Annotated in this window: 8 protein-coding genes; 5 read left to right on the top strand and 3 right to left on the bottom strand. The window is 69.8% G+C overall.

The genetic code is table 11. The annotated features are described in order from the left end of the window. Positions 1-69: 69 nt before the first annotated feature. Positions 70-516: a hypothetical protein gene (locus tag H0W38_RS10765; protein WP_292453747.1), complete on the bottom strand. Its 447-nt coding sequence runs from the start codon at positions 514-516 to the stop codon at positions 70-72. 473 nt (positions 517-989) lie between these two features. Here H0W38_RS10765 and ftsY point away from each other — a divergent pair, with 473 nt between their 5' ends. After that, the gene (ftsY, locus tag H0W38_RS10760) at positions 990-2,060 is read left to right on the top strand and encodes a signal recognition particle-docking protein FtsY (protein WP_292453751.1); all 1,071 of its coding nucleotides are present in this window, start codon (positions 990-992) and stop codon (positions 2,058-2,060) included. A gap of 21 nt (positions 2,061-2,081) precedes the next feature. On the opposite strand, the gene H0W38_RS10755 is transcribed toward ftsY, so the two are convergent. After that, the gene (locus H0W38_RS10755; RefSeq protein WP_292453744.1) at positions 2,082-2,909 is read right to left on the bottom strand and encodes a DUF2726 domain-containing protein; all 828 of its coding nucleotides are present in this window, start codon (positions 2,907-2,909) and stop codon (positions 2,082-2,084) included. Between the two features lie 219 nt (positions 2,910-3,128). Further along, the gene (gene ffh / locus H0W38_RS10750) at positions 3,129-4,508 is read right to left on the bottom strand and encodes a signal recognition particle protein (RefSeq protein WP_292453742.1); all 1,380 of its coding nucleotides are present in this window, start codon (positions 4,506-4,508) and stop codon (positions 3,129-3,131) included. 141 nt (positions 4,509-4,649) lie between these two features. Between ffh and H0W38_RS10745 the strand changes: the two genes are divergently transcribed. The 4 genes from H0W38_RS10745 to H0W38_RS10730 all read left to right on the top strand — a co-directional run. After that, entirely contained in the window at positions 4,650-5,477 is an 828-nt protein-coding gene (locus H0W38_RS10745; protein WP_292453740.1) for an inner membrane protein YpjD, read from the top strand. 47 nt (positions 5,478-5,524) lie between these two features. Beyond that, complete coding sequence (locus H0W38_RS10740) at positions 5,525-5,755, top strand: PP0621 family protein (protein ID WP_367161909.1); 231 nt, start codon at positions 5,525-5,527, stop codon at positions 5,753-5,755. Then, positions 5,752-7,620, top strand: coding sequence for an ATP-binding protein (locus H0W38_RS10735; protein WP_292453738.1), 1,869 nt, complete (start codon positions 5,752-5,754; stop codon positions 7,618-7,620). The genes H0W38_RS10740 and H0W38_RS10735 overlap by 4 nt, the downstream gene beginning before the upstream one ends. Next, positions 7,617-8,533 (top strand): sigma-54 dependent transcriptional regulator (locus tag H0W38_RS10730; protein WP_292453736.1); only part of this gene is annotated, 917 nt, incomplete at its 3' end. The genes H0W38_RS10735 and H0W38_RS10730, both read left to right, overlap by 4 nt.

Raw genomic sequence — 8,533 nt, 5'->3', positions numbered from 1 at the left:
GGCACTGTGCGACCAGCGGCCATCCGCGACGTACTTGCCCGAGCTGTAATGCGTCGAAAAGCCCCACAGCTAGGGCGAACGCACTTCGGGGTGGTGAAGCCGGTAGCCCAAGCCGTTGTAGCGCTCGAGCTCGTAGAGCAGTCTCGCCAGACCCCAGTCGGTGTCGGCCGACAGGCCGTGCATCGCCAGCGCATCGGCAGCGCTCACCTCCCAGGCGAAGGGCGGCGTGCCGACGCGCGGTCGGCCACGAGGCACCTGGCGCGTGCGCGCGCCGAGCGGGTCGCCGTTGTGCAAGTGGCAGTCGAAGCGGCCGCCCGATTCCATCTGGTGCACCACGGCGATGAAATGCCACGGCACACCCGTCGTGGCTTCGACCTGCTGATAGCGCGTTTGCTGCGCCAGGATGCGCTGCAGCGTCGCTTCGGTCTCGCGGGTGCGTTCGGGCCGCAGCTCGCAGGAATCGAACAAATGCAGGTACTCGCTGCGCAGCGCGGCACTCAATCGAATGGTCGCCATGGCGTCTCCTACTGAGCCGAGAGAACGCCTGGATTACAGGTGCTGGCTGCCGGCGTGCCAAGTGAGGTCGACGTTCGGATCAGGGGGCTTCGGTGCGGTCCCTAAAATCGAGGGACATGTTCAGTTTTTTCAAGAAGAAGACGGCGCTGGCCGAGCCGCCCGCAGTTCTGCCCGGAGAGCCGCCCGTGGACTCGCCCCTGGAGTTGCCCGAAGCGCCCGCTGCGCCGCCGCCCGACCCGCCAGCCCCTGCGCTCGAGCCGCCGGCACGATCGGCGCCCGAAGCTTCCGCCGCTCTGGAGCAGTCGGCGGCCGCAGAGCCGCAAGCCGAGCCGGCGAGGCGCTCTTGGCTCGACCGCTTTCGCAAGACTGGGCCGAGTGAAGCGCCGGTAACTACACGATCCGTGCCCGTGCTCGCGCCTGCGCCGGAGCCTGCACCGGAGCCTGCCGCCGAGCCGTCGCGCTCGCAAGCCTCGGTGGCTCTACCCAAGCCGGTCCGCGAACCCGTCGCTCCGCTCGTGCCCGTCGCGCTCCCCGGGTCACCTGCACTGATCGAACCCGTCGCACCCCCCCCCTCCGGTGCCGAATCCGGCATGGCCGACGTCGGGCCCGCCGCTCAAGCGCGACGCCCCTGGTTCGACCGTCTCAAGCTGGGCTTGCGGCGCACGGGCAGCGGCATTGCGCAGGTCTTCACCGGCACGCGCATCGACGAAGCCTTGTACGAGGAACTGGAGGCCGCCCTGTTGATGGCCGACGCCGGCGTGCAGGCCACCGAGCACCTGCTCGCCGACCTGAAGCGCCGTGTGAAAGAGAGCAAGGCCGACACGCCGGCGGCCGTCAAGCTGCTACTGGCCGACGCCGTGGCTGCGCTGCTTGCGCCGCTGGAGAAGGCACTGGTCATCGGCGAGGCCGAGCCGACGGTGATCATGGTCGCGGGCGTCAACGGCGCCGGCAAGACCACCACGATCGGCAAGCTCACCCGCCACCTCGCCCAGGGCGGCGTGAAGGTGCTGCTGGCCGCCGCGGACACCTTTCGCGCGGCAGCGCGCGAGCAACTCGCAGTGTGGGCCGACCGCAACCGGGTCGAGATCGTGAGCCAGGAAGGCGGCGACCCGGCCGCCGTGAGCTTCGATGCCGTCAAGGCCGGCCAGGCGCGTGGCTGCGAGGTGGTGATCGCAGATACCGCGGGCCGCTTGCCCACGCAACTGCATCTGATGGATGAGCTGAAGAAGATCCAGCGCACCATCGGCAAGGCCATGCCCGGCGCGCCGCACGAGGTGCTGCTGGTGGTCGACGGCAACACCGGACAGAACGCGCTGGCGCAGGTCAAGTCCTTCGATGCGGCACTCGGGCTCACCGGCCTGATCGTCACCAAGCTCGACGGCACCGCCAAGGGCGGCGTGCTGGCCGCCATTGCCCTGTGGTCTCGCGAGCGCGAACGCACAGGCGGGCGGCCCGTGCCGGTGTACTTCGTCGGTGTCGGCGAAAAGCTCGAGGACCTGCAGACTTTCAGCGCACGCGAGTTCGCTCAGGCGTTGCTGAGCTGAGCGCGCGTTTGCCCGGCCGGCTCAGCGCTTGGGCCGATCCAGCGGCATGCGGTCCGATTCGAGTTCGTCGAACCACGTCGAAGGCGTCGGCTCGGACGGCACCGCTTCGTCGCGCCGGCTTGAGGCGTCGGTTGCCTCGAATGCGTCCTCGAGCGTCGCGGGGCTGCGGATAGAAGGGGCGACGGCTCCTTTTGGTGCGACTCTCGGCTCACGGCTCGTGCCCGGCACGGCTGCCAGTGGGGCCGCCGGCACCAAACCGCTGTCCGGCTCGGGCAGCGGCCCGCGCATGCTCAGCGCGGCGCCTTCATCGCTGTTCGAGCCTTTGGGCGTCGGCACGATCTGCTCGCGAACCGCGTCGCGGTGCGGCAAGGCTTCCTCGTTCCACTCGATCACGCGCACGCCGGCCTTGCGCAGCACGCGGTCCATGCGGTCGTGGCGCTTGCGGGTGCGCTCGCTCTCCTTGTTGGGCGGGCGACGAACCTCGACCACCGCGATCACCTGAGAGGCCGGGTCGCAGATCACCAGATCGGCGCACAGCTGGCCGACGCGGCGCATCCACTCATGGTAGGAATTGCGCGTCGGCACGCGGATGAAGCGCGATACCGGCACCTGGGCCAGCACCATGTAGTCGGGCAAGGCCTGCGAGAGCAGCGTGTAGGCGCGGCGCTCCTGCTGCGTCAGTATGCGGGTGGCTTCAGGCGGCCAGGCCGCCACGGTGTCGAGGGCGTCGACGCGTTGAGGGCGTGATCCGCCTTCATCGCCCTCGGCGACTGCGCCGCGGCGGCGCCACAGCCAGAAGCCCGCGACAACAGCCAGCGCGGCGAGCGCAAGCAGGGCGATCGGGTCCATGGTCCAAGTCTTTCTCGAAGCGAAGGCATACCGTAAGACGGCGGCTTGTAGGCGTCAATGCGACAAGGAAAGACGACGGTTGCCAAACGTGTCCACAGGCCGATCGGCGTACTCTGTCACGGGAGCAAGGGCAATACCCGATGGTCGCCGGAGATGCCGGTTCGCCGTTTCGTTCGGTCGGCCGGGTAGCAGTGCCGATTCGGCGAGGAACTCGATCGCTCAGCGCGGCAGACCCATGCCGCCCGGACCGCCCATGCCGCCCATGCGCTTCATCATCTTCATCATGCCGCCGCCCTTCATCTTCTTCATCATGTCCTGCATCTGCTCGAACTGCTTGAGCAGGCGGTTGATCTCCTGCACCTGCACGCCGGCCCCGCCGGCGATGCGGCGCTTGCGGCTGGCCTTGAGGAGCTCGGGCTTGCGGCGCTCCTGCGGCGTCATCGAGCGGATGATTCCCTCCATGCGGCGCACGTCTCGCTCGGCGCGGTCCATGTCGGCGGCACCGAGCTGACCGGCCTTGCCGGCGAACTGGCTGGGCAGCTTGTCCATCAGGCCGGCCAGGCCGCCCATGTTCTTCATCTGCGAAATCTGCGCAAGGAAGTCGTCGAGGTCGAACCCGCCGCCCGACTTGACCTTGGCGGCCAGCTTTTGCGCCGCGTGCACATCGACGCCTTTTTGCACCTCCTCGACCAGCGCCACGATGTCGCCCATGCCGAGCACCCGGCCGGCGTGGCGCTCGGCGTCGAACACCTCCAGGCCGTCGATCTTCTCGGACACGCCGGCGAACTTGATCGGAGCCCCCGTCACCTGCCGCACGCTGAGCGCCGCACCGCCGCGCGAGTCGCCGTCGAGCTTGGTGAGCACGATGCCCGTCAGCGGCAGCGCCTCCTTGAAGGCCCTGGCGACGTTGACCGCGTCCTGGCCCTGCATCGCATCGACGACGAACAGTGTCTCGATGGGCTTGAGTGCCGCATGCAGCTCGCGGATCTCGGCCATCATCGCTTCGTCGATCGCCAGACGGCCGGCGGTGTCGACCAGCAGTACATCGAAGAAATGCCGCTTCGCGTGGTCGAGCGCGGCGCGGGCGATGTCCACCGGCTTGTCGCTGGCCTGCGAGGGGAACCACTCCGCCCCTGCCTGCTTGGTCACCGTGCGCAGCTGCTCGATCGCGGCCGGCCGGTAAACGTCGCCCGAGACTGTCAGCACCTTCTTCTTGCGCGCGATCAGGTAACGGGCCAGCTTGGCGGTGGTCGTGGTCTTGCCGGCGCCCTGCAGGCCGGCCATGAGGATCACCGCGGGCGGCTGCGTTGCGAGATCGAGTTCGCTCACGCCGCCGGCGCCCATCGTCGCGGCCAGTTCCTTGTGCACCACGCCGACCAGCGCCTGTCCGGGCGAGAGCGACCCCACCACCTCCTGGCCCAACGCCTTTTCCTTCACCCGCGCGATGAAATCGCGCACCACCGGCAGCGCCACGTCGGCTTCGAGCAGGGCCATGCGCACCTCGCGCAGCATGTCCTGCACGTTCTCTTCGGTGATGCGGGCCTGGCCGCGCATCGTCTTGACGAGGCGACTCAGGCGTTCGGAAAGGGCGGAGGCCATGCGGGAGTTCTCGGGTTGGTGTGCGCGGCCATCAAAGCAGCCGGGGCGGCCTCGGTGCAGCCGAGCTTCAGGCGCGGGGTGCCGTGGTTGTGGAGCCCGTTCGGCGTCTCGCGCAAGAGTCGCGAAAGTACACTGCGACCCATGATTTTATCGCCCGGGGCCTCTGTCGCGAGCCTGCTGCCGCTCGCTGCGACCAGCGTGGTCGCCCTGCTGGCTTATCTGCTGGCAGGCCTGGGCCGGCAGGCGGACTGGCGGGGCATCGCGCTGGTGATCGGCTGGGTGGCGCATGCCTTCGCGATCGTCGTGCATGGCGTGGGCATCGGGGAACCGGCGCCCGGCGCGCGCTTCGGCTTCGCGCCGGCGCTGTCGGTGACGCTGTGGCTGGTGCTTGCGGTCTATGCGATCGAAAGTCGCTTCGTGCCGATCGCGGGCGTACGTCGCACACTCGCCTTGCTCGGTGCCGGCGCGGTGGCCCTGGCGCTGCTCTTTCCCGGCGAACTTCGCGCGCATGGCGGTTCGCCCTGGGCGCCGCTGCACTGGGTGCTGGGCATCGCTTCCTACGGTCTGTTCGGTGCCGCCCTGCTGCATGCCGCGTTGCTGCGCCGCGCGGAGCAGCGCTTGCGCGGCAAGCCGGTGGCCGGCGAGGCGCTGCCTGCACCCGATGCGCTGCCGCTGCTGAGGCTCGAGACGCTGACCTTTCGCTTCGTCGGCGCAGGCTTCGCGGTGCTGTCGGCCACCCTGCTGCTCGGCTGGTGGTTCGCCGACCCGTGGCGCTGGGATCACAAGGCCGTGTTTTCGGTGCTGGCCTGGGCCGTCTTCGCCGCACTGCTGGCCGGGCGCCGCGCTTTCGGCTGGCGCGGCCACCTCGCCACGCGCTGGCTTTATGTGGGCGCGCTGCTGCTGCTGCTGGCTTACGTGGGTTCGCGCTTCGTGATCGAGGTGCTGCTCTTGCGCGGCACCACGCAGTGAATGCAGGCTGATTGCCCATCGATGGCGCATCGACGGATCGAATGGCGATGATGAAGTACTTGGTGCTCGTGCTCGTGATTGCCGCCGTGCTGTGGTGGGCCCGCTCGCGTTCGCGCACGGCGACGCGCAAGCCGAACGCTGCGCCGCCGGCCTTGCAGGCCATGGTGCCGTGCACGCATTGCGGCGTGCACCTGCCGCGTGCCGAAGCCGTGCCCGGCGTGCTCGGCCTCTATTGCTGCGACGAGCACCGCCGCGTTTGCGGCGACCGCTCCCGATGACCGGGCGCGCCGGTCGCGGCGGTGCCGCGGCCCCCGAGGCTTCGTGGTTCGGCGCGCTCGAGGGCCATTCGCCCAGCGACGACGCTGCGGCCCACTCCCGGCTGGACCGAGGCGAATCACGGGACGGCAGCGCCGCCGATTCGCGCTTCCTGTCGCGCCAGGCTCGGCGCATCGCCAGCACCGGGCAAAGCGGTCTGATGCTGCTGTACCGCGCCTTCGTCGCCGCGCGTGCGGCGCTCAGTGTGGTGCTGCTCGCCACCGAGGTGCTCATCACCTGGCTCGCCGCGCAGCCGCGCGCCGATCTCGTGCTCGCGCTGTGCGCCGCTTATGCCTTCGCGGCCGTGGCGCTGTGGCTGATGCCCGAGCTGCTCGGGCGCGCGCCGGCCACCGGCACGCGGTTGCGCAACCGGCAATGGCTGGCCACCATCGGCCTCGATCTGGTCGTGTTCGCCACCCTGCATCTGCTGACCGACGGAAGCGCGCTCAACTATTCGGCGCTGCTGGTATTGCCGGCGTTGATGGCCGGCGTGCTCACACCGCAGCGGCAGGCGCTCGGCGTATCGGCCGCCGGCACGCTGGTACTGCTGGCGGCGGCGTGGTTCAACGGTGGCGCTCAGACACCGCTGCTGCTCACGCAGGCCGGCCTGGCGGGCGCGGGGCTCTTCGTTGTCAGCCTCCTCGCGGGCGAGTTGTCGGGCCGGCTGGCGCGGGAGGAGCGAACGGCGCGAGGCAGCTTCGAGCTGGCGCGCCAGCAAGCTCAACTCAACCGGCTGGTGCTGCAGGAGATGCAGGACGGCGTGATGGTGGTCGATCGCCGTGGCCGCGTGCGGGCCGCCAACCCGGCCGTGCGCCTGCTTCTCGGAGAGCCGCAAGTGACGCTGAACGAAAGTTTCGCGCTGACCGGCGTGGCGGCGTGGGAGCCCTTGGTGCTGGCGGTCGATCGCGCGTTTGCCGACGGCAGCTGGCCGGAGAGCGGGCGCGACGTGAGCCTGCCCCGGGCGGCGACCGGCAAGCCCGGGCCGCGGCATGGATCGACCCAGCTGCGACTGCGCGTGCGTTTCACGCAGCGCCAGGAAAGCAGCCAGTTGGAGGAGTACTGCGTGCTTTTTCTGGAGGATCTGCGCAGCGTGCAGGCGCGGGCACGTCAGGAGAAGCTGGCTGCAATGGGGCGCGTGTCGGCCGGCATCGCGCACGAGATCCGCAACCCGCTCGCCGCCATCCTGCAGGCCAACGCGCTGCTCGCTGAAGACGCTAACGACGCGCAGGCACGCCAGCTCACCCGCATCGTGGCCGAGAACGCCGAGCGCCTGAAGCGCATCGTCGATGACGTCATGGAAGTCGCCCCCGGACCGCAGCGCGCGCCGTCGCCGCTCGACGCCAGCACGCAGGTCGCCGCCATCTGCGGTGAATGGGCGCGCATTGCCGGCCTGCGCCTGGGCACCGACAGCGCGGTGCAGATCGAGCTCCCCGCGCAGCCGCTGGGCGTCGTGTTCGATGGCGAGCACCTGCGCCGCGTGCTGGTGAATCTGCTCGACAACGCACTGCGCCACGGCAGCGCGGCGCCCGGCGCCGTGCAAGTGCGGCTGACTGAAGCCGCCGAGAGCCGTGCGCTGCTCACCGTGCACAGCGACGGCGACGTGATCGCACCCGAAGTCGAGCGCCATCTGTTCGAGCCCTTCTTCTCGACGCGCAGCCGCGGCACCGGCCTGGGCTTGTATATTTGCCGTGAGCTGTGCGAGCGGTACGGCGCCAGCATCGACTACCGCGCGCGGACCGCCACCGAGCGCCACCGCAACGAGTTCTCGGTCACGATGCGCCGCGGGCCACTGGCCGCCAGCGAAACCCGGCTTCCCTTGAGTTCATGAGCTCCGCTTCCCACTTCAGTGTGCTCGTGGTCGACGACGAGCCCGACCTGCGCACGCTCTACGAGCTGACCTTGCTGCGCGAGGGCTACGACATCGAGACCGCGGGCAGCGTCGAGGACGCGTGGGCGCAGTTGAAGGACCGCAGCTTCAGCGCCGTCATCACCGACATGCGCCTGCCCGACGGCCTGGGCTTCGAACTGCTACGCCGGCTGGAGGAGGCCGGGCGCCGCGAGAAGATCATCGTCATCACGGCCTACGGGTCCGCCGAGAGCGCGGTCGAAGCGCTCAAGGCCGGGGCCTACGACTACCTGACCAAGCCGGTCGACCTCAAGGTGTTCCGCAGCGTCGTCGCCGCCGCACTCGGCCGCGGCACGGGCACGGCCAGCGCCCCGACCGTTCAGCCCGATCAGTTGCCCTCGGAGAGCGGCAGTGCGCGCGCCCTGCGGCCGGCGCCGCGCGGTGCGCTCGCCCGCATGGCCGGCAACTCGGCGGCCATGGCGCAAGTGCGCGCTCTTGTGGAGAAGGTGGCACGGAGCATGGCGCCGGTGCTGGTGCAGGGCGAGTCGGGCACGGGCAAGGAGCTGGTCGCGCGCGCTGTTCACGACGTGAGCGTGCGCCGGGCGCAGCCCTTCATCGCGGTCAACTGCGGCGCAATCCCCGAGCAGTTGCTCGAGGCCGAGTTCTTCGGCTACCGCAAGGGCGCCTTCACCGGCGCCAACGAAGACCGCGATGGCTTCTTCCAGGCAGCACGCGGCGGCACGCTGTTCCTCGACGAGATCGGCGACCTGCCGCTGTCGATGCAGAGCAAGCTGCTGCGTTCGATCCAGGAGCGCTCGGTGCGCCCGGTCGGCGCCACGCAGGAGTTGCCGCTGGACGTGCGCATCGTCAGCGCGACGCACAAGAACCTCGCCGC

It is taken from the genome of Methylibium sp., from assembly GCF_013817365.1.
GTDB lineage: Bacteria > Pseudomonadota > Gammaproteobacteria > Burkholderiales > Burkholderiaceae_C > Methylibium.
The sequence above is the reverse complement of the archived record's forward strand: the minus strand, read 5'-3'. Positions and strand labels throughout refer to the sequence as shown.